General features: G+C 66.7%; 25 protein-coding genes and 2 tRNA genes. 21 read left to right on the forward strand and 6 right to left on the reverse strand.

What is annotated here, in order from left to right:
* Window positions 1-192: 192 nt before the first annotated feature.
* A complete protein-coding gene (gene folE2 / locus F467_RS0101290; protein ID WP_081601221.1) occupies window positions 193-1,137 on the reverse strand; it encodes a GTP cyclohydrolase FolE2 in 945 nt (314 codons plus the stop codon).
* Between the two features lie 115 nt (window positions 1,138-1,252).
* Between folE2 and dksA the strand changes: the two genes are divergently transcribed.
* From dksA to F467_RS0101320, 7 genes are all read left to right on the forward strand, one after another.
* Window positions 1,253-1,654: an RNA polymerase-binding protein DksA gene (gene dksA, locus F467_RS0101295; RefSeq protein ID WP_018139451.1), complete on the forward strand. Its 402-nt coding sequence runs from the start codon at window positions 1,253-1,255 to the stop codon at window positions 1,652-1,654.
* Window positions 1,655-1,717: 63 nt separating this feature from the next.
* The gene (gene zigA / locus F467_RS0101300; RefSeq protein WP_018139452.1) at window positions 1,718-2,923 is read left to right on the forward strand and encodes a zinc metallochaperone GTPase ZigA; all 1,206 of its coding nucleotides are present in this window, start codon (window positions 1,718-1,720) and stop codon (window positions 2,921-2,923) included.
* Between the two features lie 41 nt (window positions 2,924-2,964).
* Window positions 2,965-3,612, forward strand: a complete 648-nt coding sequence (locus tag F467_RS13285; RefSeq protein WP_081601222.1) for a DUF1826 domain-containing protein — start codon at window positions 2,965-2,967, stop codon at window positions 3,610-3,612.
* A 204-nt stretch (window positions 3,613-3,816) separates the two neighbouring features.
* Window positions 3,817-4,242 (forward strand): hypothetical protein, encoded by a 426-nt coding sequence (locus F467_RS13650; protein ID WP_155987372.1) that lies wholly within the window; start codon window positions 3,817-3,819, stop codon window positions 4,240-4,242.
* A 19-nt stretch (window positions 4,243-4,261) separates the two neighbouring features.
* On the forward strand, window positions 4,262-5,230 hold the full coding sequence (locus F467_RS0101310) for a YafY family protein (protein ID WP_018139454.1): 969 nt from the start codon (window positions 4,262-4,264) through the stop codon (window positions 5,228-5,230).
* Window positions 5,230-5,760 carry an MOSC domain-containing protein gene (locus tag F467_RS0101315; protein ID WP_018139455.1) on the forward strand — a complete coding sequence of 177 codons (531 nt, stop codon included), beginning with the start codon at window positions 5,230-5,232 and terminating at the stop codon, window positions 5,758-5,760. The genes F467_RS0101310 and F467_RS0101315 overlap by 1 nt, the downstream gene beginning before the upstream one ends.
* Before the next feature lie 74 nt (window positions 5,761-5,834).
* Window positions 5,835-6,248: an HIRAN domain-containing protein gene (locus tag F467_RS0101320; RefSeq protein WP_018139456.1), complete on the forward strand. Its 414-nt coding sequence runs from the start codon at window positions 5,835-5,837 to the stop codon at window positions 6,246-6,248.
* Between the two features lie 24 nt (window positions 6,249-6,272).
* On the opposite strand, the gene F467_RS0101325 is transcribed toward F467_RS0101320, so the two are convergent.
* Window positions 6,273-7,640 (reverse strand): NAD-dependent succinate-semialdehyde dehydrogenase, encoded by a 1,368-nt coding sequence (locus F467_RS0101325; protein ID WP_018139457.1) that lies wholly within the window; start codon window positions 7,638-7,640, stop codon window positions 6,273-6,275.
* A 107-nt stretch (window positions 7,641-7,747) separates the two neighbouring features.
* Here F467_RS0101325 and F467_RS0101330 point away from each other — a divergent pair, with 107 nt between their 5' ends.
* The 9 genes from F467_RS0101330 (at window position 7,748) to F467_RS0101370 (ending at window position 16,380) form a co-directional block, all read left to right on the forward strand.
* Window positions 7,748-8,710: a complex I NDUFA9 subunit family protein gene (locus tag F467_RS0101330; protein ID WP_018139458.1), complete on the forward strand. Its 963-nt coding sequence runs from the start codon at window positions 7,748-7,750 to the stop codon at window positions 8,708-8,710.
* A gap of 16 nt (window positions 8,711-8,726) precedes the next feature.
* Window positions 8,727-9,959 carry a multifunctional CCA addition/repair protein gene (locus tag F467_RS0101335; protein ID WP_018139459.1) on the forward strand — a complete coding sequence of 411 codons (1,233 nt, stop codon included), beginning with the start codon at window positions 8,727-8,729 and terminating at the stop codon, window positions 9,957-9,959.
* A 133-nt stretch (window positions 9,960-10,092) separates the two neighbouring features.
* Window positions 10,093-10,749, forward strand: coding sequence for a protein-L-isoaspartate O-methyltransferase (locus F467_RS0101340; protein WP_018139460.1), 657 nt, complete (start codon window positions 10,093-10,095; stop codon window positions 10,747-10,749).
* 120 nt (window positions 10,750-10,869) lie between these two features.
* On the forward strand, window positions 10,870-12,222 hold the full coding sequence (locus F467_RS0101345) for a TolC family outer membrane protein (protein WP_018139461.1): 1,353 nt from the start codon (window positions 10,870-10,872) through the stop codon (window positions 12,220-12,222).
* Window positions 12,219-12,782, forward strand: a complete 564-nt coding sequence (locus F467_RS0101350) for an isochorismatase family protein (RefSeq protein WP_018139462.1) — start codon at window positions 12,219-12,221, stop codon at window positions 12,780-12,782. Before F467_RS0101345 ends, F467_RS0101350 begins: the two co-directional genes overlap by 4 nt.
* Window positions 12,783-12,812: 30 nt before the next feature.
* Window positions 12,813-12,953 carry a hypothetical protein gene (locus F467_RS13715; RefSeq protein ID WP_196799362.1) on the forward strand — a complete coding sequence of 47 codons (141 nt, stop codon included), beginning with the start codon at window positions 12,813-12,815 and terminating at the stop codon, window positions 12,951-12,953.
* 13 nt (window positions 12,954-12,966) lie between these two features.
* Window positions 12,967-13,818 (forward strand): hypothetical protein, encoded by an 852-nt coding sequence (locus tag F467_RS0101360; protein WP_018139464.1) that lies wholly within the window; start codon window positions 12,967-12,969, stop codon window positions 13,816-13,818.
* On the forward strand, window positions 13,818-14,888 hold the full coding sequence (locus F467_RS0101365) for a homoserine O-succinyltransferase (protein ID WP_018139465.1): 1,071 nt from the start codon (window positions 13,818-13,820) through the stop codon (window positions 14,886-14,888). The genes F467_RS0101360 and F467_RS0101365 overlap by 1 nt, the downstream gene beginning before the upstream one ends.
* 151 nt (window positions 14,889-15,039) lie before the next feature.
* On the forward strand, window positions 15,040-16,380 hold the full coding sequence (locus tag F467_RS0101370) for an MFS transporter (RefSeq protein WP_018139466.1): 1,341 nt from the start codon (window positions 15,040-15,042) through the stop codon (window positions 16,378-16,380).
* Window positions 16,381-16,386: 6 nt separating this feature from the next.
* On the opposite strand, the gene trmB is transcribed toward F467_RS0101370, so the two are convergent.
* From trmB to thiS, 3 genes are read right to left on the reverse strand one after another with little or no spacing between them, the layout of a single operon-like run.
* Window positions 16,387-17,115, reverse strand: coding sequence for a tRNA (guanosine(46)-N7)-methyltransferase TrmB (gene trmB / locus F467_RS0101375; RefSeq protein ID WP_012983825.1), 729 nt, complete (start codon window positions 17,113-17,115; stop codon window positions 16,387-16,389).
* A 2-nt stretch (window positions 17,116-17,117) separates the two neighbouring features.
* Window positions 17,118-17,924: a thiazole synthase gene (locus F467_RS0101380; RefSeq protein ID WP_012983826.1), complete on the reverse strand. Its 807-nt coding sequence runs from the start codon at window positions 17,922-17,924 to the stop codon at window positions 17,118-17,120.
* Between the two features lie 43 nt (window positions 17,925-17,967).
* Entirely contained in the window at window positions 17,968-18,174 is a 207-nt protein-coding gene (gene thiS / locus F467_RS0101385; protein ID WP_012983827.1) for a sulfur carrier protein ThiS, read from the reverse strand.
* A gap of 65 nt (window positions 18,175-18,239) precedes the next feature.
* Between thiS and F467_RS0101390 the strand changes: the two genes are divergently transcribed.
* From F467_RS0101390 to F467_RS0101400, 3 genes are all read left to right on the forward strand, one after another.
* Window positions 18,240-18,313, forward strand: a tRNA-Gly gene (locus tag F467_RS0101390).
* A gap of 84 nt (window positions 18,314-18,397) precedes the next feature.
* Window positions 18,398-18,835 carry a Fur family transcriptional regulator gene (locus F467_RS0101395; protein ID WP_012983828.1) on the forward strand — a complete coding sequence of 146 codons (438 nt, stop codon included), beginning with the start codon at window positions 18,398-18,400 and terminating at the stop codon, window positions 18,833-18,835.
* 69 nt (window positions 18,836-18,904) lie between these two features.
* A tRNA-Thr gene (locus F467_RS0101400) sits at window positions 18,905-18,980 on the forward strand.
* Window positions 18,981-19,023: 43 nt separating this feature from the next.
* Here F467_RS0101400 and F467_RS0101405 read toward each other — a convergent pair.
* On the reverse strand, window positions 19,024-20,346 hold the full coding sequence (locus F467_RS0101405) for a DEAD/DEAH box helicase (protein WP_012983829.1): 1,323 nt from the start codon (window positions 20,344-20,346) through the stop codon (window positions 19,024-19,026).
* A 105-nt stretch (window positions 20,347-20,451) separates the two neighbouring features.
* Between F467_RS0101405 and trxA the strand changes: the two genes are divergently transcribed.
* Together trxA and rho are read left to right on the forward strand one after the other, a co-directional pair.
* On the forward strand, window positions 20,452-20,778 hold the full coding sequence (gene trxA / locus F467_RS0101410) for a thioredoxin TrxA (protein WP_012983830.1): 327 nt from the start codon (window positions 20,452-20,454) through the stop codon (window positions 20,776-20,778).
* A gap of 210 nt (window positions 20,779-20,988) precedes the next feature.
* Window positions 20,989-22,248, forward strand: a complete 1,260-nt coding sequence (gene rho, locus F467_RS0101415) for a transcription termination factor Rho (RefSeq protein ID WP_012983831.1) — start codon at window positions 20,989-20,991, stop codon at window positions 22,246-22,248.
* Window positions 22,249-22,290 lie beyond the last annotated feature (42 nt).

Genomic DNA, 22,290 nt, shown 5'->3' on the forward strand with positions numbered 1-22,290 from the left:
TAATACACAGTTGCGTATGATTCTCATTTAGATGCGCAGCCCGGACAGCTGTGTGTCGCCAGGACGAAAGGCGGCTTTCTGCCTTTGGTCTCTCCAACCTCCGTAAGCGTTGCCGCCGGATATGCAATCCGGCGGCTTTTTTATGCATCGTCGTCACCGCCAGGCATGCCGGTACGCAACGGGCCGACGGCTTCAGCGATGGTCGGTCACCCTTCGTTCAACACGGGCGACCGCGTCATGCGCATGCAGACTCTCGCGATGGCGAACGTGGATGCGATAGCCGCGGGCGGAGTACTCCGGGCGCAGGGTGCTGTCCAGGCGCCGTACGGCGTCTTCGCAGAACATCAGGTTACGGCCGTTGGCGAGCGCGAAGGCCTTCTCGTCGACACGCTTCACCGCCGTTTGCAGGGCTGTGCCCAGCGTCTGTTCCACACCATCGATCAGATCGGGCAGGGGCAGCGTCGATATCAGCGGATCCAGACCGACCGTAACGGTTGCCTCGCTGCGCTGGCTATGGGGCGTCGCGACAATCCCCTCGGCCCGGCCCAGCCATTCGCGCACGGTTGCCGCATCCACGGCCGAGCGTGTGAAGTCGCGGTCGAACTGCTCCTGGATCGCCTGCCGCGCCAGGGCGGCGGAGCAGGGACAGGTGGAGGAATAGCCCACCTGAACCTCCAGTTCCAGGGACACAGCCCCGGACTCGCTGCGTGCAGCGATCCGGAACGGGTAGCGCTTCCAGCCAGCGGCCGCACTGACCAGGGCCGGCCGTTCCAGCGGCAGCTCCCCGGCAAGACGGACCTCCGCCACGCTGGACAGGCCACCGTGCGAAGCCAGAAACGCCTCGAGCACATCACACAGCCGCGCAACGTCCAGCTCGCGGGACTCCAGCTGCCGCAGGGCCCTGTAGAGCCGTGACATATGGATACCGCGCGCGCCCGCGTCATCGAGGCTCACCCCCGCGCTGGCCCGGGCGACCACTGGCTGGCCGGTCAGATACAGCGGAAGGGTGATGTCTTCCATACCCACCCAGTCGAGTGCGGAGGCGTGCGTAGCAGCCGACGCGGCAATATCCGGTAGCGGATCGGTCGCGGAGGTTTCCGTATCCGGTGAGACCGGAGACACACAGGTAGAGGACATAAGACACCTTGTTGCAGGCGGGTCGACCCCATCACGGGACGGTGGCCGATCCGTGTTGTCGGGGCTCAATCGAGACGTTATGGTATAACATCCTTAGCGCAACCGACGGAACCCCATGACCCGCGACGAACTGCTGGCCATGCCTGCCGAGGCCTACATGAGCGAGCCCCAGCTCGCGTACTTCCGCGAGCGCCTGCTCGAAATGCGCGACGAGATCCTGGCCGACATCGAGGGTGCCCGAGATGGGCTGCTCGACAACGAGCGCACCCCGGACGAACTGGACCGCGCGGCAATGGAGGAGTCCCGGCTCCTCTCCATGCGTGTACAGGAACGCGAGGGACGCCTGCTGCGAAAGATCGACCAGGCCCTGGATCGTATTCAGACCGGCGAATACGGCTACTGCGAAGTGAGCGGTGAACCCATCGGCCTGCCACGCCTGCTGGCGCGTCCCACGGCGACCCTCTGCATCGAAGTCAAGGAACGCCAGGAAAAGACCGAGCACGTAATCGTTCGCTGAGGCCGCATCCCCATTCGACTCGGGCGCGCTCCAGCGGCCCGAGCATTTCCCCTGGAGGTAGCAATGAAACGTCTTCCCGTCACCGTCCTCTCCGGCTTTCTCGGCGCCGGCAAGACCACGCTGCTGAACAACATCCTGCACAACCAGTCGGGGCTGCGCGTCGCGGTCATCGTCAACGACATGAGCGAGGTCAACATCGACAGCGCCCTGGTGCGCGGCGGCCAGGATGCCGTCACCCGTACCGATGCCCGCATGGTCCAGATGACCAACGGCTGCATCTGCTGCACGCTGCGGGACGACCTGCTGGTGGAGGTGCGCCGCCTCGCCGAATCCGGGCAATACGACTACCTGGTCATCGAATCCACCGGCATTTCCGAGCCCATGCCCGTGGCCGCCACCTTCGCCTTCCGCGACGAGAACGGTCAGTCCCTGGATGATGTCGCCCGCCTCGACACCATGGTGACCGTCGTCGACGCCGGCGCCCTGCTGAAGGACTATGCCTCCACCGATTATCTAGGGGATCGGGGTGAATCACTGGGCGAGGAGGACGAGCGCACCGTCGTCGACCTTCTGGTGGATCAAATGGAGTTTGCAGATGTCATCATCATCAACAAGGTGGACCGCGCGACGCCCGATGAACTCGCGACCGTTCGCGGCGTGGTCCGCGGCCTGAACCGCGAAGCGCATGTGATCGAGGCCACCCATGGCAACGTTCCCCTCGAACTGCTTCTGGGCACCGGCCGCTTCGACTTCGACCGCGCATCGCAGGCCGCTGGCTGGGCGCAGGAGATGATGGGCGGACACACGCCGGAAACCGAGGAATACGGGATCTCGAGCATCGTGTATCGGGTGAATCGCCCGTTCCATCCGGCCCGCTTCTTTGACCTGCTGCACCAGGAGTGGCCCGGCGTGATCCGCAGCAAGGGCTGGTTCTGGCTGGCCTCGCGCCCGGACTGGGCCGGCACACTGTCGCAGGCCGGCGGCGCGTTGACGCATCACGCCGCCGGCTTCTGGTGGGCCGCCGTACCGCCGGAGAAACGTCCCACTAACGAGGACTGGTGGGACACGGCCATAGCGCCAGTATGGGACGAACGTTTCGGCGATCGCCGCCAGGAGATCGTACTGATCGGTATAAAAATGGACGCAGACGCCATGCGCCAGCGTCTCGATGCCTGCCTGCTCACCGACGACGAAATGGCGGCGGGCCCGCAGCAATGGCAGTACTTCGAGGACCCGTTTCCGGTCTGGCGCCTTTCGGACGAGCCCTAGGGATCGCCGGAAGAATCCCGGACCCGAGAGGTTTCATCCGCATGAGTCCGGAGAATCAACCCGCGAATCGCCCAGGGCCTTCCAGCCGTCACCGCTTCGTCGACCAGGCCCGGGAGCTCCTGGGCATCCACCGTGAAGAGGTCAATGCCCTGATCTGGAGGCGATCTCTGGGTCCAGCCCTGTCAACTCAGTCGGAAGCCCTGGCCAGCACCGAGCCGGGTATGCTGCTGGATACCCGCTGCCGTCCCGACCAGGTACGGCTCCGGCTCCTGGAAGCCACCGGACAGCCCCCATTCCAGGTCCATCTGCTGGGCCGGGACATTGAACATCTCGCCCATGCATTCGCCATCGTTGCGAGCGCGGTCAGCGTCAGGATTCAGCTCGAAGTCCTCGATCACCAGCCCTGCCCTTTGTTCCATGTAGACAACAATGTCCTTCGGATGTTGTGCACCTACGTCGGGCCCGGCACCGAGTACGCGGACGAGCGACACCTGAACCGCGAACGACTGCAACAGAACGACAACGAGGGCGTGCTAGGCGGGCGCTCTCCGTTAATCACCGAAGCTGGACAGGCCATCCTGATGAAGGGCAAACGCTACTCGTCGGAAAATGGGCGCGGTGCGGTGCATCGATCGCCCCCTATTCCCCCCGGCCAACGCCGCCTCGCGCTCCGTCTGGACTATCCATGACGATTGTCTCCGGTATCGCGCGGGGCCTGCCCCACTGAAACAACCTCCTGGGCGCGAGCGGCAGGAGCCGCAGCATCTCTCCCTTGGCAACCCAAGAGGCGGATCTGAATTTTTCACAAAAACCCGGAAAGCCACTTGACCCGTGCGCTGTCTTTCTTCAACCTTCAATTGCGAACGCTTCTCATTTTCTTTAGGAGGTCTCGGATGTTCACACTGGATGCCTGGCTGGAACGCACCCACCCTTCGCTGCGGATCATCGACAGCGCCTCACGCCGCGTCATCGCCGAGTGGCAGGGAGAGGATCTGCACCACCTGTTCGAGTCCGGCACAGTCGCACCAGATGACTGCTGCGGGCCACGCTCCCGGGAGTCCGAACATGAAACGATTCGGGAGCTCATGCTGGAAGCATGCCTGGAAGGGCTGACCGTCTGTCGGCGCAATTCGCAACGCGAAGCTTCATCGACATCGCCGTGCCCCCTTGCACAATTAACGGCCTGCGAAGACACACATCGCTCCGAACGCCGTGCACGAAACCTCCAGGTCATCGGCTCGACCGGGAGCGCTCCGACCCACCATCAAGCCCACAGCATTGCGAAAAGACCGCATTTACGCTTAGCGTTCCGAACATGACCGTCTCCCTGCTGACCCGGTGAACCGCGCCGAACGCATCTTTCATCTGCACCGCCTGCTGCAGGCGCGGCGCCCGCCGTCACTGGCGGACCTGATGGAACGGCTCGAGGTCTCGCGCGCCACCATCAAGCGCGACCTCGAGTACATGCGCGACTTCATGCAGGCGCCGATTGAGTACGACCCGCAGGCCAACGGCTACCGATATGGGCAGGACGCCCCGGCCTTCGAACTGCCGGGGCTGTGGTTCAACGAATCCGAATTGCTGGCGCTTCTGACCATGGAGCAGCTGCTGGAGGACGTGCAGCCGGGTCTGCTGGCGCCCACGCTGGGCCCACTGAAGGATCGCATCCGCGAGCTGCTCGCCAGCGGCGGACACCAGCCGGACGCCGTGCGTCGTCGCATCCGCATCCAGCCGCTGGCGCAGCGGGGTGGGCGGAGCGAGGGCTTTCAGGCCGTGGCCGCCGCCACGCTGGACGAACAGCCAATCGCAATCGAGTACCACGGTCGCGCCCGCGACACCGCGACCCGGCGCGTCGTGCACCCGCAACGCCTGCTCTACTACCGCGACAACTGGTATCTGATCGCCTGGTGCGAGCAGGCACAGGACCTGCGCACCTTTGCCCTGGAACGCATCCGCACGACAACCCTGGCCGAGGGCACCTACCGCGATATTGACGAGTCCACGCTGGATGCCCACACCGGCGCGGCCTTCGGCATCTTCACCGGTCCCGCGCAGGAATGGGCGGTGCTGCGCTTCACCCCGGAACACGCCCGCTGGGTCGCGGACGAGACCTGGCACCCGGACCAGACCGGCCACTTCGAAGGCGAGCACTACCATCTGCGGGTGCCCTTCGGGGATCCCACCGAGCTGATCCAGGAGATCCTGCGCCACGGCGCCGGGGTCGAGGTCCTGGCCCCCGAAACCCTGCGCGCCCGCGTCGCCGCCACGCTGCACGAGGCCGCTGCGCAATACCCGGCTTCGTCCTGATGCTGCGCCGTTGGCTGGCCCACCGCAAATCCACCACCGCCTCCGGCCGACTGGAGGCGATCTGGATCGCCGACCAGGCCGGCGCACCCATGTGCGAGCGCGCCGCCGTGGATGTCACCGAAGCGGGCCTGACCGGAGATCGCTACGCCACCGGACATGGCCACTGGCACACGGTGGAAGCCTGCCCCGTCACCCTCATCTGCAGCGCCGAGATGGAGCGCGCCACACGGCGGGCGCGCCGCCTGCGCCAGCCCGCAACCCCGGTGCCCGGCGACCACCGCCGCAACCTCGTGGTCAGCGGCCTCCGACGCAGCCCGCGCGCGGGGATCCTGCGCATCGGTGCCGTGCGTTTCGCCATCACCCGGCCGCGCCCGCCCTGCGGCTGGCTCAACCAGGTGGTCGGCTACAACCTCGCGGGGGCCCTGCGCCAGGACAGCGGTATCTGCCTGCGGCCCTTGGGGCCGGGCACCATTCGGCGTGGCGACACCGCGCACTGGGAAGCCGCCCAGGGGCATTCAAGAGGTGATTAACGGGGGTGGCTCATTCTGTGAGCCACCCCCAGTGCTACAACGGACCCCAAGATCCAGACCACAGGGAGTCCGAAATGCCGAACAAGACCCAGCAGGCCCGCCCGATCCCCACCCTGCGCGGCTACTACGCCAAGCGCGGGCGCTACAGCGCCACCGCCACCACCGAGGAACTGCTGCAGACCATCCCGCTGGCCGGCTTTCGCCACCACGATGCGCCGAAGCTGTGGAACGCCCTGAAGCGCGGCCAGGCCCTGACCCTGCGCCGGGAGCGGCTGAACCCCCACGACGACAAGGCCGTCGCCATCGACTGGGTCGACCACCAACTCGGCTACCTGCCACGGGACCGCAACGGCCTGGCCGCCGAGCTGCTGGACCGCGACGAGCCCCTGGTGGCCCGCATCCTGGAAAAGCGTGATCACGCCGACCGCCACAGCCGCCTGGAACTCGGCCTGTACCGCGCCCGCCCCCGGAGCGCTCCCGCGCACTAGAGGACGCTCCTGGCCAGGGTGGTGCTATCCCACCCAGATCGTCTTGGCGTTCTGGAACTCGCGGATGCCGAGTTCGGAGAGCTCGCGGCCGTAGCCCGAGTCCTTGACCCCACCGAAGGGCAGGCGCGGGTCGCTCTTGACGATGCCGTTGACGAAGGCGCAACCGCATTCCAGGCGCCGGGCCAGGGCCTCGCCACGTACCGGGTCGGCGGTCCAGACACTGCCGCCCAGACCGAAACGCGAACGATTGGCGAGCGTGATCGCGTGATCCGCGTTGCGTGCGCGGGTCACCGCGGCGACCGGGCCAAAGGTCTCCTCGTCGAAGGCGGGCATACCCGGTTCGACCGCGTCCAGCAGCGTGGGCGGGTAGAAGTAGCCCGCCCGCTCGAGCGGCTCGCCGCCGGTAACGAGCCGCGCGCCGGCGGCGACACTGCGCCGGACCTGGTCGTGCAGCTCGTCACGCAGGTCGTCGCGCGCCAGCGGCCCGATATTCGTGTCATCGCTCATCGGGTCGCCGATTACCAGCGCCTCGATGGCCGTCCGAAATCGCTCCACAAAGGCGTCCGCGATCGATTCTTCAACGATGAATCGCTTGGCGGCGATGCAGGTCTCGCCGTTATTCTGGAAGCGCCCGCGCACCGCCTGCTCGACGGTATGGTCGAGGTCGGCGTCCGCCAGCACGATAAAGGCATCGGAGCCGCCCAGTTCCAGCACCGAGGTCTTGAGCGCCTTGCCCGCAGCCGCGCCCACCGCGCGCCCGGCCCTTTCCGATCCCGTCAGGCTCACGCCCTGCACGCGGGCATCGGCAATGATGCCCTCTACCGCGTCCGACCCGACCGGCAGGTTCTGGAACACGCCTTCGGGCAGACCGGCTTCAGTGAACACACGCTCCAGGTGCTCGGCGCAGCCTGGGACATTGGAGGCATGCTTGAGTAGCACGGTGTTGCCGGCAAGGGTCGCCGGGAGCGCCTGACGAAAGGCCTGCCAGTAGGGGAAGTTCCAGGGCATGACCAACAGGACGGTGCCCAGTGGCTGCCAGGCGATGAACGAGCGGCTCGCGTCCGAGGCGATCATCGTGTCCTGGAGAAAGTCCGGACCGCGATCGGCGTAGTACTCGCAGCCATTCGCACACTTGTCGACCTCGGCACGTGCCTCGACCAGGCGCTTGCCCATCTCCTGAGTGGCAGTGCGCGCCAGCGCCTCGCGCTGATCCCGCAGCACGGCAGCCAGATCGCGCAGGCACTGGGCCCGTACCGAAGCCGGATGCGCCGCCCAGTCCTGCTGGGCGCTGGCCGCCCGCGCCAGCGCGGCCTCCAGGGCCTCGGGACCCATCCGCGGGTACCGGGCCAGTGTTTCGCCAGTGGCGGGATTGATCGCGGTCAGGTCGGTCATGTCGAGGCCTCTGAAGTTTAAAGGGCGCTTGCGGAACCCGGTTTGAAGATTGACAGTCACCCGAGTATAAGACCAGCCCCACTGGCTTTCGGAAGGACCTTGGGACCATGTCGATTGATTCGATTCGCTCTGTCTGCCTCCTCGGCGGCACCGGCTTTGTCGGCCACCAGATCATCCGCCGCCTGATCGATCGCGGTATCCGCGTGCGCGTGCTGTCGCGGCGCCCGCACCGCCACCGTGACCTGCTGGTGAACCCCGAGGTCGATCTGGTCGAGGGCAGCGCCCACGACCCGGCCACGCTGGAGCGCGTCTTTGCGGGGCAGGACGCGGTGATCAACCTGGTCGGCATCCTGAACGAGCGCGGCCGCAACGGCTCGGGCTTTCGCGCCGCGCATGTGGAACTGACGCAGAAGGCCCTGGCGGCCGCCGAAAGCTGCGGAGTGCGCCGCTTCCTGCAGATGAGCGCGCTGAAGGCCGACATGGAGAACCCGCCCAGCCACTACCTGCGCACCAAGGGCGAGGCTGAACAGCTGGTATTCGCCTGCGATGCGTTCCCGGTCACGGTGTTTCGTCCGTCGGTGATCTTCGGGCGCGACGACTCCTTCCTGAACCGCTTCGCCACCCTGCTGAAGATCTCGCCGTTCATGCCGCTGGCAAGGGCGGACGCGGAGTTCGCGCCCGTCTACGTGGGCGATGTCGCCGAGCATTTCGTGGATGCCCTGGAGGATCCGGAGACCTTCGGCGAAGGCTTTGAGCTGTGCGGTCCGCAGACCTACAGCCTGGAAGAGCTGGTGCGCTATGTCGGCCGCCTGATCGGCCACCGCCGCCCGGTCATCGCGCTCCCCGACTGGGCCGGAAAGCTGCAGGCCAGCGTGTTCGAGTTCGTGCCCGGCAAGCCGCTGTCGCGCGACAACTTCGCCTCGCTGACCATCGACAGCGTCTGCGAAGGTGAGTCCCGTCTGCCCTGCCCGACGCGCCTCGAGGCGATCGCCCCGGAGTACCTCGGTGGCGGCATCGAGGCACGCAAGCAGGCCCTGCGCACCCATACCCGCGAGGTCGACCGCGGCTAGCGGCCGCGCGGGCGCCATGCAGACCTATCTCGTCGGGGGCGCGGTGCGCGACCGGCTGCTGGGGCGCCCGGTGCATGAACGCGACTACGTGGTGGTGGGCTCCACGCCCGAGGCCATGGAGGCTGCCGGCTTCCGCCCGGTGGGGCGGGATTTCCCGGTCTTTCTGCACCCCGAGACGCACGAGGAATATGCGCTGGCGCGCACCGAGCGCAAGACCGCGCGCGGCTACCACGGCTTCCAGTTCAATGCCTCGCCCGAGGTCACGCTGGAGGCCGACCTCGAACGGCGTGACCTGACCATCAACGCGATGGCGGAGGACGCCGACGGCCATCTGATCGACTGCTACAACGGCCAGGCCGACCTCGAGGCGCGCCTGCTGCGTCACGTCTCGCCCGCCTTCGCCGAGGACCCGGTGCGACTGCTGCGCGTGGCCCGCTTTGCCGCACAACTGGAGCCATGGGGCTTTCGGGTCGCCGATGACACGCGGGAGCTGATGCGCGAGCTGGTCACCTCCGGCGAGGTCGATGCGCTGGTACCGGAGCGCGTCTGGGCCGAGTGCGAAAAGGCCCTGAAGAGCCCGGCCCCGCGCCGCTTCATCGAGGTGCTGCGCGAGGCCGGGGCGCTGGCCCGCCTGTTCCCCGAGATCGAATGCCTGTTCGGCGTCCCGCAGCCGGCGCGCTACCACCCGGAGATCGATACCGGCGTGCATACCCTGATGGTGCTGGACCAGGCCACCCGCCTGTCCGAGTCCCCGGAGGTCCGCTTCGCTGCGCTGGTCCACGACCTCGGCAAGGGCAACACCGACCCCGAGATCCTGCCCAGCCACCACGGCCACGAGGAGCGCGGGGTCGTACTGATCCGCGCACTGGCCGAGCGCCTGCGCATCCCCAACCGCTACCGCGAACTGGCCGTGCGGGTCGCGCGCTATCACGGACTGGTGCACCGGGTCTTCGAGCTGCGCCCGAAGACGGTGATGAAACTCGTAGACGGGCTCGATGCCCTGCGCCGGCCGGACAACGTCGAGCCCTTCCTGCTCGCGGTGGAGGCAGATTTTCGCGGGCGCACCGGCTGGCAGGACAAGCCCTATCCCCAGGCCGATGCGGTGCGCCGCGCCGTGGCGGCCGCGCAGGGGGTCGACGTCCAGACCCTGATGGCCGAGGGGCACAAGGGCAAGGCCCTCGGCGAGGCCCTGGAGCGTGCGCGTATCCGGGCGATCGAGGATGCCCTCCACACCGCCCCGAACCCGTAGGAGGCCAGCCCTCTGGCCGATCGGCTGTCGGTCCGGGCCCATCGGCCAGAGGGCTGGCCTCCTACAGCAACTTGCCTGGACGAGCGTGCGAACGTACTCTTTCGCCGCTATTGACGTACTCGAGGACTCCGCGATGGATTTCGCCCTGGCCCGGATGAACATGGTTGAACAGCAGGTCCGTCCCTGGGACGTGCTGGACATGCGTGTACTGGACGTGATGGAAACGCTTCCACGCGAACGCTTCATGCCGGACGCCTACAAGGCCCTGGCGTACGCCGACTCCGAAATCCCGCTCGGCCATGGCGCGCACACCCTGCCACCGGTGGTGATCGGCCGCCTGCTGCAGGCCGCCGCCGCGCAGCCGACCGAGACGGTGCTGGAGATCGGTACCGGCTCCGGCTATGTCACCGCCTGCCTGGCACGCCTGGCCGCGCACGTCGACTCCATCGAGCGCATTGACGAACTGCGCCTGAATGCGCGCAATACGCTGGTCGACTTGGGGCTGGAGAACGCCAGCCTGCGCACCGCCACCGTGACCCCCGAGTGGGCTCCGCCGCGCGAGCGCTATGACGTGATCGTGCTGACCGGCGCGATGACCGAATACAACGACTTCCTCGAACGCTACCTGACCCTGGGTGGCCGGCTGTTCGTGATCACCGGTGACGGCCCGATCATGCAGGCCAACCTGATTACCCGCACCACCGAGGACAGCGTCCGCCACGACGTGCTGTTCGAGACGCGTGTGGAGCCGCTGGTCGGTTTCGAACCGAAACCCGCGTTCGAATTCTGACTTCCCACCCCCGGCCGTCCGCCCGCCGGGGTCTCCATCGCAGAAACACGGGTCCGCGTGCACATTGCCCGGTGTTTCCCTACGATGGAGCTTTCCCTGTCTATTCAGGAAGCCGCGCCCATGAACCGGTCCGTCAAACGTATTTTTTCCACGCTGGCGACTGCCGGCATCGCCCTGCTGGTGGCCAGTCCGGCCCCGGCCGCCAGCCTGCTTGAGGTCTACGAGCGCGCCGCGACGGAAGACGCCGAGCTGCGCGCGGCCAAGGCCGAGTACCGCAGCGTGCTCGAGAACCGCCCGATCGCGCGCTCCGCGTTCCTGCCGCAGATCACCGGTGACGCCGAGGCCGGCGCCTTCTACAACAACTATCGCAACCGGGACAGCTTCGACGGACGCCAGACCAGCTTTGGCGTATCGCTGATGCAGAGCCTCTACGACCGCCGCAATTTCATTGAACTGACCCAGGCCGATCTCGAGATTGCGCGCGCGGAGGCCGAACTGGACGCCGCCCGCCAGGACCTGATCCTGCGGGTATCCGAGGCCTACTTCGATGTACTGGTTGCACAAGAGACACTGGCCTTTCGCGAGGCGGAGCTCGAGGCCATCGGCCGCCAGCTGGAACAGACCGAGCGCCGCTTCGAGGTGGGCCTGATCGCCAGCACCGACGTGAAAGAGGCCCAGGCCCAGCGCGACATCGCCGTGGCCGAACGCATCGCCGCGGAGAACCAGCTGGACGTGGCGCGCGAACAACTCGCGGTAATCACCAATACGTACTGGGACGAACTCGACGTGCTGCGCGAGGATGCCGAACTAACCCCGCCAGAACCGGCCGATGCCCAGGCATGGGTCGATATCGCGCTGGAAAATAACCTGGAGCTGGCTGCCCAGCGTCTGACCACCGAGACCGCCCGCGAGCAGATCCAGCGTCAGCGCGCCGAGGGCCAGCCAAGGCTGAACCTGAACGCCTCGGTCAGCGAAAACCGTTTCCACGGTATCGATGACGGCGGCGCTGGCGCGCAGGGCGTGGGGCCCCTGTTCAACGAAGGCACCGAGGCCCAGGTGGGCGTGCGCCTGGAGGTGCCGTTCTATACCGGCGGGCGCGTGAGCGCGCTGACCCGCCAGGCCCGCGAGGACTTCCAGGCCGCACAGGAAGGCCAGTCGCTCGTTGAACGCCGCACCACCCAGGACACGCGCAATGCCTATCTGTCGGTGATCGCGAACAGCTCGCGCGTGCGCGCCCTGGAGCAGGCACTGATCTCCACCCAGGCCGCCTTCGAGTCGGCCGAAGCCGGGTTCGAGGTCGGCACGCGTACCCAGGTCGACGTGCTGCTGGCCCTGCGCGAGGTGTTCCGCGCCGAGCGTGACTACGCCGAGGCCCGCTACGGCTTCCTGACCGACTCGCTGCGCCTGCAGCGCGCCGCCGGCCGCCTGAGCGTCGCGGACCTGGAGTCGATCAACCAGCTGCTGGAGCGATGACCGTCGATCCACACGCCCGCTGCGACCGTGCCCGTTCCCGCCTGGTCCTGATCGACCTGCAGGAGCGGCTGCTGGCCGCAATGCCGGACAGCGAACGCGATGCGGTGGAACGCCACACCGCACGGCTCGTCGAGGCCGCGCGCAAGCTGGACATCCCGATCGAGGTCTCGCGCCAGTATCCGAAGGGGCTGGGCGAGGTGACCGCGAGCCTGCAGCAGGCACTGGACGGACATGGCACGCTGACCGACAAGACGGCCTTCTCCTGCTGCGCGGAAGACGACCTCCACGCGCGCCTGACCGGCGGCGACCAGATCATCCTGACCGGCGCCGAGACACATATCTGCGTCACGCAGACGGCCCTGGAACTGCTGGACGCAGGTGTTACCGTGTTCGTGGTCGAGGATGCGGTCTGCTCGCGCGACGCCACGCGCAAGCGCAACGGACTGGAGCGACTGCGCGCGGCGGGCGCGATCATCACGAACCACGAATCGGTACTGTTCGAGTGGCTGCGCGACGCGGCCGACCCGCAGTTCCGCGAGCTCAGTCAACTGATCCGCTAACGATAGACGGGGAGAAACGCAGGGATGCGCATGCTAGGAAACATTCTGCTGGGCGCGTGGCTGATCCTGTTCGGCCTGCGCGGCCTGCTGGGGCTGCAGTTTCAGTACGACCACTATGTGATCAGCGGTCTGGCCGTGATCGCGGGTATCCTGTTCATCCTGCGACGTTAAACGAAACCCGGACATGCGCCTTTCGCCCGAAGAATACCGCCAACTGGACCATCGCCGGATCACCCTGCTAGGGATGTCCGGTGTCGGCAAGACGCGCCTGTCCAACATGCTCCGACGCGAGGAGTGGTTCCACTACTCGGGTGACTACCGCATCGGCACGCGCTACCTGAGCGAACCGATCCTGGACAACATCAAGGCCCAGGCGATGGCCGTGCCGTTTCTGCGCGACCTGCTCCGCTCGGACTCGATCCAGATCATCAACAACATCACGGTGGACAACCTGCACCCGGTCGCGAGCTTCCTCGGCAAGCTCGGCAACCCGGAACAGGGCGGCCTGCCGCTGACCGAGTTCAAGCGCCGCCAGAACCTGCACCACGAGTCCGAGGTGCAGGCGATGCTCGACGTGCCGGACTTCATCCACAAGTCGCAGACGCTGTTCGGCTATCCGCATTTCGTCAACGACGCCGGCGGCTCGGTCTGCGAACTGGACAGCCCCGGCGTCCTGGAGACCCTCGCCGAGCACACGCTGATCCTCTACATCAAGGCGACTGACGAAGACGAGCGCCAGCTGATCGAGCGCGCGGAACGCGACCCGAAGCCGCTGTACTACCGCGAGGCCTTCCTCGACCAGCAGCTTGCCGAGTACATGCGCGACGAGGGGCTGGACTATGTCGCCCAGATCGACCCGGACGCCTTTGTGCGCTGGGTGTTCTCGCGCCTGTTCCGCGCGCGCCTGCCACGCTACGAGGCAATCGCGGAGGCACACGGCTACACCATCAGCACCACCGAGCTCGCGCAGGTCCGCAACGCCGCGGACTTCGACGACCTGGTGTGCATGGCCCTGGAGCGGGAGGCGCGACTGTAATGCCTCTCGTTGCCCACTCCGACCTGCCCACCTTCGCCCGCCTGAAGAGCGAGGGCGAGACCGTACTGCCCAGCGACTTCGCCCAGCAGCAGGAGATCCGCGCGCTGCACATCGGGCTGCTGAACATGATGCCGGACGCCGCCCTGGCGGCCACCGAGCGCCAGTTCTTCCGCCTGATTGGCGAGAGCAACCAGATCGCGCAGTTCTACATCCATCCCTTTACCCTGCCGCAACTCAAGCGCGGGCCGAAGGGGCGCGATCACATCAAGCAGTACTACGAGGACTTCGAGGATCTGAAGAAGGATGGCCTCGACGCGCTGATCATCACCGGGGCCAACGTGACCCAGCCCGATCTGGCGCTGGAGCCGTTCTGGGAGCCCCTGGCGGAGGTCGTCGACTGGGCCTGGGACAACGTGACCTCCACGCTGTGCTCCTGCCTTGCCACCCACGCCGTACTGCAGGCCCGCTACGGCGAGCATCGCGTGCACATGGGCGAGAAGCTGTGGGGCGTGTTCCCGCATCGCGTGGTGGACCGCGGCCACCCGCTGGTCACCGGCGTGAACACGCGTTTCGACGTGCCACACTCGCGCTACAACGACGTCTCGCGCGAGCAGTTCGAGCGCCACGGCCTGCGTGTACTGGTGGAGAGCGAGCAGTCCGGCATCCATCTGGGTGCATCACCGGATGGTTTCCGCATGGTCTTCTTCCAGGGGCATCCGGAGTACGACTCGATCAGCCTGCTCAAGGAGTACAAGCGCGAGGTCGTGCGCTACATCCAGGGCGAGCGCGAGAGCTATCCGCCCCTGCCGGAGAACTACCTGCTGCCGCAGGCGGCGGCGATCCTCGACGAGCACCGCGAGCATGTGCAGGTCGCGGTCGAGCACTGCACCGAGATCCCGGCACTGCCGGAGGCACTGCTGCTCGACCGCCTGGACAACACCTGGCACGACACCGCACTGGCGGTGATGAACAACTGGCTGGGCAACGTCTACCAGCTGACGAACCTCGACCGGCGCAAGCCGTTTCGCGACAGCGTCGACCCGAACGACCCGCTCGCCGGGCGGCGCTAATCCGGCTCTGCCCCTCATGGCGAGGAGGTGACGAGGCAGCCTCCTGACGATGGCAGGGCCGCGGGGCCGGTTGTTTCGAGAATCGATGGATTCGTCGCTTCGCTCCTCGCAATGACAGCGCGGGGGGATCTCCTCGTAACCAGGGATACCGATGGCCGAGACTGATTCGGAAAAGCTGCCGCGTCCGATCCTGCACCTGTACGAGACCATCGCCGGGGAAGAGGACGCGCGCGTCTGCAAGGACATCCCGGAGGATGCCTGCCGCGCGCAGCCGGTCAATTTCTTCGTCCACCTGGTCTCCAACACGCTGAGCAAGATTGGCGACGAGCTGGCCTCGGCGCGGCTGGTGCTGGCCTGGCTGCTGGGGGCACTAGGCGCCCCGGCCGCGTTTGCCGGCTTCCTCGTCCCGATCCGCGAATCGGGGTCGCTGCTCCCGCAGCTGTTCGTCGCCGCCTCCATTCGCCGCCGCGCCATCCGCAAGGGGTTCTGGATCCTGGGCTCGGTCCTCTCCGGGCTGGCGGTCGCCGGCATGGCGATCGTCGCCCTGACCCTGGAGGGCGCGGCGGCGGGCTGGGCGATCCTCGGGCTGCTGACCGTGTTCGCGCTGGCGCGCGGGATCAATTCGGTGGCCGCGAAGGACGTGCTCGGCAAGACGATTGCCAAGCAGCGCCGCGGCACCGTGATGGGCTATGCCGCCTCGCTGGCCGGCTTCTTCACGCTGGGGCTGGGGGTCTATCTGACCCTGGCGAACCTCGAGGATGCCGGTATTGGCATATTCGTCGCCCTGTTGGCCGCCTCCGCCGGCGCCTGGTGGGTGGCGGCCGCGACCTTTACGCGCCTGCACGAGGCCCCGGGCTCCACCGAGGGCGGCGGCAACGCGATCACCCAGGCGCTGTCCTCGGTACGCCTGCTGTGGACCGACCGCGCGTTCGGGCACTTCGTGTTCACCCGCGCGCTGCTGATGAGCACGGCCCTGGCGCTGCCGTTCTATGTGCTGCTGGCCGAAGATGCGACCTCGGGGGATCTGGGCACGCTGGGGCTGCTGATCCTGGCCAGCGGGCTGGCCTCGGCGGTCAGCGCCCCGGTCTGGGGACGCCTGTCCGATCGTTCCTCCCGCTGGGTACTGATTCTCTCGGGCCTGCTGGCCGCAGGGCTCGGCATCCTGGTCGCCCTGGGTGTCTGGTTCGCGCCGGTGGATACCGACTCGGCGCTGGTGCCGGGCGGGGTCGTCTACGCGCTGCTGTTCTTCCTGCTGGGGGTCAGCCATGCCGGCGTGCGGCTGGGGCGCAAGACCTATCTGGTGGACATGGCCACCGAGAAGACCCGCGCCGCGTTCACCGCCGTCAGCAATACCGTGATCGGCGCGCTGCTGCTCGTGGGCGGGCTGTTCGGGCTGCTGGCCCAGCTCGCGGGCACCGAGGTCGCGATTTTCGTGCTCGCCCTGATGAGCCTGGCCGGCGCGGTCAGCGCCTGGTGGATGGGCGAGGCCTGAGGCCCGTCAGGCCTCGGCGTCGGTGCGCCTGTAGAGGAGATCGGCCACCGCGTGGCCGCGCCGCTCGCCGCGCCGCTCGAACTTGGTCACCGGGCGTTCCGGCGGCCGCCCCGGGGCCGGCACCGGGCCATCCGGTTCAAACCACGGCGCGCACTCTTCCAGTACCGCCATCATGTGCTCGGCGTATTCGGCCCAGTCGGTCGCCAGGTGCAGCCGCCCGCCCGGGCGCATACGCGAGGCCAGCAGGCGCACGAACGGTGGCTGGATCAAGCGGCGCTTGTGGTGGCGCTTCTTGTGCCAGGGATCGGGGAAATACACCTGAACCCCGTCCAGGGCCGCCGGCGCGATGTAGTGCTCCAGCAGTTCCACGGCGTCGTGGTCGGAGACGCGCACGTTGGTCAGACCGCGCTGCTCCACCTCGCGCAGCAGGTGACCCACGCCCGGGCGATGAACCTCGGTGCCGATGTAATCGCGCCCCGGGTTCTGCGCGGCCTGCTCGGCCAGGCTCTCGCCGTCGCCAAAGCCGATCTCCAGCGTGACCGGCGCTTCGCGGCCGAAGACGGCCGCCAGGTCCAGCGGTGCCGCGGGCTCCGGCAGCGCGAGCCCGAAGCGCGGCAACAGCTCGTCCAGCGCACGCTGCTGGCCCGGCGTCAGCCGCCCCTCGCGGCGCACGAAACTGCGGATACGCCGGTAAAAGGGCTTGTCCTCGGAGGCAGAATCAGCAGACTCACTCATGCTCAGCTGAAGAACAGGCCGGTCTGCGGCGAGGAGGCCGAGGCGTAGCGGCGCGGCGCCATGCGCCCGGCACGGTAGGCCTGACGCCCGGCGATGATCGCGTGACGCATGGCCGAGGCCATCATCACCGGGTCCTCGGCAGCCGCGATGGCGGTATTCATCAGCACCCCGTCGCAGCCCAGCTCCATCGCGATTGCGGCATCCGAGGCCGTGCCGACACCGGCATCGACCAGCACCGGAACGTTGGCGTTTTCGACGATCTCGCGGATGTTGTAGCGGTTCTGGATACCCAGCCCGGAGCCGATCGGGGCGGCCAGCGGCATGATCGCCAGACAGCCGATCTCTTCCAGGCGCTTCGCCAGCAGCGGATCGTCGGTGGTGTAGACCATCACGTCGAAGCCCTCGGCGACCAGGGTCTCGGCGGCCTTCACGGTCTCGAAGACATCCGGGTACAAGGTCTTCTCGTCGCCCAGGACCTCCAGCTTCACCAGGTTGTGCCCGTCCAGCAGCTCGCGCGCCAGGCGGCAGGTACGGATCGCGTCATCGGCGGTAAAGCAGCCGGCCGTGTTCGGCAGCAGCGTGTAGCGCTCCGGCGAGATCACGTCCAGCAGGTTGGGCTCGTCCGGGTTCTGGCCGATGTTGGTGCGGCGGATCGCGACCGTGACGATCTCCGCCCCGCTGGCCTCAATGGCATCACGGGTCTGATCGAGATCGCGGTACTTGCCTGTGCCCACCAGCAGACGGGAGGTGAACTCGCGTGAACCCACGCGGAAGAGGTCGTCGGCAGACGCGGCGGCCGATTCGGTCATGGTGATTCCTTCGTTGAAAGTAGTTACGGACGGCGACTCGGACTCAACCGCCCCCAATCGCCTGCACGATCTCCACGCGATCGCCGGGATGCAACGGGTGCGCGGCGTGCTCGCTGCGCGGTACCAGCTCCTCGTTGACCTCCACTGCCAGGCGGCGACCGCCCAGGCCACGCGCCTCGATCAGCGCAGCCAGGGTGGCCTCGCCATCTTCGGGGAGTTCGAAGGGTTCGCCGTTCAGCTGAATCTGCATAGTTCTTCGACTGGTCAATTTGCCGTTGAGCCGGAGGCCAACAAGACCTACAATCGCCGACTCAAGCGGGTGTAGTTCAATGGTAGAACGGGAGCTTCCCAAGCTCTTAATGTGGGTTCGATTCCCATCACCCGCTCCATTCTATCAGAGGCTTGCGCCTCCGGACCCCCATCGGACTGACGTGATCTGGACGCGATCCAGCAGCTGTTATATTGTCCGGAATATGTCTGCTACATCTGACAATCCGAATCTGCTGGACGTCGACGACGCCCGCGCGTTGCTGCGCGAACACACGATCTCTCCGACGGAGCAGCGCGTGGAGATTGCACGCGTAATGTTCGCGCGTCATCAGCACCTGAGCGCCGAACAAATCCTCGGCCGCCTGGTGCAGCATTCGTCGCGCGTCTCCAAGGCCACGGTCTACAACACGCTCAAGCTGTTCGCAGAGAAGGGCCTGGTGCGCGAGGTCGTGATCGACCCGACCAAGCTTTTCTACGACTCAAACCTGAATCCGCACCACCACCTGTTCCACACCGACACCGGCGAGCTGGAAGACGTCGATCCCGCACGGGTCGATATCTCGCACCTGCCCCCGCTGCCGGAAGGCAAAGAGCTGCTGGGTGTGGACGTGATTATTCGGGTCAGCGAGCGCACGGCCTGATCCGGAACCCGCGCCGCCGGTCGCGCGGGATTGTTGTCGAGCCCCACCCCCGCTATTATGGCGCGCTTCGCCGACGTAGCTCAGTTGGTAGAGCAATCGATTCGTAATCGATAGGTCGCAGGTTCGACTCCTGCCGTCGGCACCATTTCCCCCTCCCTGCTCCCTCTTGCGCCTGTTCGCAGAACGGCTCAGGAGCCTTTTGGCTTGCCGCCCCCGCTGCGATGGCGGTGCCCGCCGCCGCCCGACGGTTTACCCGATCCGCGCGCACCGCCACGTCCACCGCCGCCGCGCCGGTCGTCGCGCGGCTTGCGCGGGCGCGGCTTGGGGCGCACCGGGTCGCTGAACAGGGCTGCGGGGTCCACGGTCTCCGTGGGGATCCGTTCGCCGAGATAGGACTCGATGTCCGGCAGGTAGAACGCGGAGTCCTCGCAACCGAAGCTGATGGCGTCGCCCTCGGCCCCGGCGCGCGCCGTGCGCCCGATGCGGTGCACGTAGTCCTCGCCCGACTGCGGCAGATCGAAGTTGAACACGTGGGTCACGGCCGGGATGTGCAGTCCGCGCGCCGCGACATCGGTCGCCACCAGAAAGGCGTACTCGCCTGCGGTGAAGCGCTCCAGCAGGCTCGAGCGCTTGTTCTGCGGCACATCACCCGAGAGCAGCGCGGCCTTCTGCCCGTTCACGTTCAGCCAGTCGCAGACCTTCTCGGCCCCGTGCTTGGTGTTCACGAACACGATGGCCCGCTCCGGCTTGAGATCGCGCGCCAGCCCCAGCAGCAGCGGGATTTTTTCCTCGTTCGCCGGGTAGTAGATCACCTGGCGCACGCGATCCGCGGTCAGGGTCTCGGCCTCGACCTGGACCTTTTCCGGGTTGCTCATGTGCTCGTAGGCCAGCTCCATCACACGCAGCGACAGCGTGGCCGAGAACAGCATGGACAGCCGCTCGCTGGCCGGCGCGCAGCGACGCATCAGGAAACGCACGTCCTTGATGAAACCGAGATCGAACATGCGATCGGCCTCGTCCAGCACCACCACCTCGGTGTGCCCGAGCCCGAACACCTTCTGCTTGAAGTAGTCGATGATCCGGCCCGGCGTACCAATCAGGATGTCGGCCCCGGCCTCCAGCTGCTCGCGCTGGCTGTCGTAACCGGTACCACCATAGGCCAGCGCCAGCTTGAGCCCGGTTTCGCGCCCCAGCATCTCGGCATCCTTGTGGATCTGGATGGCGAGTTCACGCGTCGGGGCGACGATCAGGGCGCGCACATCGGTCGCCCGGCGATCGGGCGCGGGCGCCTGGCGCAGCAGACGGTTGAAGGTGGCGATCAGAAAGGCCGCGGTCTTGCCCGTACCGGTCTGCGCCTGCCCGGCGACATCCCGCCCGGCCAGCGCAATGGGCAGGGTCAGCGCCTGGATCGGCGTGCAGGTCTCGAAACCGGTGGCGCGGATGCCCGCCTGTACGGCCTCGGGCAGATCGAGCTGGTCGAAGCGGGGCGTTTCCTGCGCGGGATCGGTCATGTGAATCCTCTATTACTTGAACTGTCTGGCGATCATCGTCGATAGTAAGAGCCGTGCAGCCGGCGTTGCGGGCTGTTCCCCCAACCCAAGTGATGAGGGCTCGGAGTGAGCGACAAAATTGTGTACACGTCAGACGCCGGTTTCGACGAAGACGTCCTGAAGGCGGATCAGCCAGTCCTGGTGGACTACTGGGCCGAGTGGTGCGGGCCCTGCAAGATGATCGCCCCCATTCTGGATGAAATCGCCGAAGAATACGCCGGCAAGGTCAAAGTCGCCAAGCTGAACATCGACGAGAACCCGTCCACGCCGCCGAAGTACGGCATTCGCGGGATCCCGACGCTGATGCTGTTCAAGAATGGCGATGTCGAAGCCACCAAGGTCGGCGCATTGTCCAAGTCGCAGCTGACCGCTTTCCTGGACCAGCACCTCTGATCCGGCATACCCCGGGGTCGCATGCGGCCCCGGGGTTGCAGTACCAAAAAAACGACGCCACCAGGCCTTGCCCCAAGCGGGCGCGTCGCTTACCATCGGTTCAGTTCAGGCGGTCGCCAGACCGCAACCTGCCCCCGATACTCAATCCAAGGCAAGCCGAGCGGCCATCCCCGGTCGCCGATCATCCACGTTGAACACAGCACCCCACGAATGAACCTGACCGAACTGAAGCGGATGTCCGCTGCCGATCTCGTCGCCTTTGCAGAAGAAAAAGGCATCGACAACATGTCCCGCGCCCGCAAGCAGGAGATCATCTTTGCCCTGCTGAAGGCCCATGCCAAAAGCGGTGAAGCCATCTACGGTGACGGAGTCCTGGAGATCCTCTCCGACGGCTTCGGATTCCTGCGCAGCGCCGACAGCTCCTATCAGGCCGGGCCGGACGACGTGTACGTCTCCCCCAGCCAGATTCGACGCTTCGGGCTGCGTACCGGCGACACCATCGCCGGCAAGATCCGCCCGCCCAAGGACAACGAGCGCTACTTCGCGCTGCTGAAGGTCTCGGAGATCAACTTCGAACCACCGGAGAATGCCCGGCACAAGGTGCTGTTCGAGAACCTCACGCCGCTGCACCCCTCCAAGCGCATGCGCATGGAGCGCGGCAACGGCTCCACCGAGGACATCACCGCCCGCGTCATCGACATCGTGGCGCCGTTCGGCAAGGGCCAGCGTGGCCTGATCGTCTCCCCGCCCAAGGCGGGCAAGACGCTGATGCTGCAGAACATCGCCCAGAGCATCGCGACCAACTACCCCGAGTGCTACCTGATCGTGCTGCTGATCGACGAGCGCCCGGAGGAAGTCACCGAGATGGACCGCATGGTCCAGGGCGAAGTGGTCTCGTCGACCTTCGACGAACCGGCCCAGCGCCATGTGCAGGTCGCCGAGATGGTGATCGAGAAGGCCAAGCGCCTGGTCGAGCACAAGCGCGACGTGGTGATCCTGCTGGACTCCATTACCCGCCTGGCGCGCGCCTACAACACCGTCGCCCCCAGCTCCGGCAAGGTGCTGACCGGTGGCGTGGACGCCAACGCCCTGCACCGTCCGAAGCGCTTCTTCGGTGCCGCGCGCAACGTGGAGGAAGGCGGCAGCCTGACCATCCTCGCCACCGCGCTGGTCGAGACCGGCTCGAAGATGGACGAGGTGATCTACGAGGAGTTCAAGGGCACCGGCAACATGGAAGTGCACCTGGAGCGCCGCATCGCCGAGAAGCGCATCTACCCGGCGATCAACGTGAACCGCTCCGGCACCCGCCGCGAAGAGCTGCTGACCGCCCCGGACGAGCTGCAGAAGCTCTGGATCCTGCGCAAGTTCCTGCACGGCATGGACGATATCGAGGCGATGGAATTCCTGCTCGGCCGCATGCAGTCCTCGAAGACCAATTCCGAGTTCTTCGACCAGATGAAGCGCAGCTGACGCGAAGCGGGCACCGCCCGCCTCCCGTCATCGCGAGCGCCA

Source organism: Thioalkalivibrio sp. ALJ12 (genome assembly GCF_000378305.1).
Lineage (GTDB): Bacteria > Pseudomonadota > Gammaproteobacteria > Ectothiorhodospirales > Ectothiorhodospiraceae > Thioalkalivibrio.